General features: G+C 58.7%; 2 protein-coding genes. Both read left to right on the top strand.

The features are described 5' to 3' along the window. The first annotated feature begins 360 nt into the window (after window positions 1-360). Window positions 361-762: a TIGR01841 family phasin gene (phaP, locus tag AWB74_RS44605; protein WP_061152810.1), complete on the top strand. Its 402-nt coding sequence runs from the start codon at window positions 361-363 to the stop codon at window positions 760-762. 273 nt (window positions 763-1035) lie between these two features. Then, entirely contained in the window at window positions 1036-1263 is a 228-nt protein-coding gene (locus AWB74_RS48115; protein ID WP_061152809.1) for a hypothetical protein, read from the top strand. Window positions 1264-1322 lie beyond the last annotated feature (59 nt).

The following is a 1322-nucleotide window of genomic DNA, read 5'->3' as shown; positions in this document are numbered from 1 at the left end:
TCACATCTTCCGTCAGCATCCGTCATTTATACAGAAATGCTAACTGCTCAACTTCGACCCGGCGGTATTAGCAGAAATAGCCACCCACTAGCAGAATGAGCGATCCTGAACACCATCCCTACACAGGGGAACGGTTCAACCAGACGCAGTATCTCCTTTCAAGGCACCGGTCACACTGGCGCCAACGTGCACGTCTCGTGTCCACAAACCAACCGCTCTGGCGAAGGCGTCGTCGTTGCAACGCGTATGTACTGGCAACGGAAAGTGGCGATTGAGGCGATGCGCTCGTGATGCTGATATCGCCCCACATTGAGTGTAAGCTCACAGGACGTAGTTCTCACGAAAACCTAGGAGACAGTGATGACTGAACAGACAAATCCCTTTGGCGATCTGACAAAGGTGTTCGAGCAGTTCAACGTGCCGGGCGTCGATATGTCCGCGTTGGTCGAGTCGCGCAAGAAGGACATCGAGGCGATCGTCGAGGCAAACAAGTCCGCGTATGGCGCGATGCAGGCGTTCGCCCGCAAGCAGACCGAGATGCTGACGCAGGCCATGCAGGACATTCAGGCAGCCGCCCAGGTCGGCGCGACGGACCCTGGCAAACACGCCGAAGTGGCGCGCAATGCGTGTCTGAAGGCGGTCCAGGACATCAAGGATCTGGCCGAAATCGCACGCAAGTCGCAAGTCGAGGCAATGGCGAGCCTCACCAAGCGTGCGAATGAACACGCGGCGGAGATCCAGCAGATGCTTCAGCGCAAATAGCCGACACGCTGCGCCCGTTGCGCGAGCAGTCCCTTGCCCTTCTCGTGACGGGGCCGGCAGGGACGCTGGATTACCACTCCCAAGAGAGCATGGCCGCGGCTTTCAACATGCTGGACGAGTTCATTCAGGGCTTCTTCAAATCGGGGCGGACGCTACTGCAGGCCTACACCGGCGCGTCTGGGGTAGATCGGCGAAGCGCTTTCGACTTCCGCCAGCATCCCCACGCTCGCGCTGGCGCAGGCACAGGCACAGGCGCATTACTGGCAACAGCAGATGGCGCTCTACGCTGGAATGATTGCAAATACAAGGGGGCAGAAATCAGAGCCGGCGGTCCAGCTCGAACGCGGTGACCGACGCTTCAACGCCGAAGCCTGGAGCGCGAACCCCTGGTACAGCCTTCTCAAGCAGACGTACTTGCTCAACGCGCGATTGTTCAACGACATGGTCGAGGCGTCCGGCGCCGCCGAGAAGGAAAAGCCATTACGGCTTTCGCGGTCGTAATGGGGCTACACTGGAGCAATCGAAGCAGGAAAAAGCCATGACGAACTCTGACCCTACAA

Origin of the sequence: Caballeronia arvi, from assembly GCF_001544695.2 — a bacterium.
GTDB lineage: Bacteria > Pseudomonadota > Gammaproteobacteria > Burkholderiales > Burkholderiaceae > Caballeronia > Caballeronia arvi.
The sequence above is the reverse complement of the archived record's forward strand: the minus strand, read 5'-3'. Positions and strand labels throughout refer to the sequence as shown.

Excerpts from the sequence above, each read along its gene's own strand:
- AWB74_RS48115 (WP_061152809.1), top strand. The coding sequence starts at position 1,036 with ATGGCGCTCTACGCTGGAATGATTGCAAATACAAGGGGGCAGAAATCA.
- phaP (WP_061152810.1), top strand. The coding sequence starts at position 361 with ATGACTGAACAGACAAATCCCTTTGGCGATCTGACAAAGGTGTTCGAG.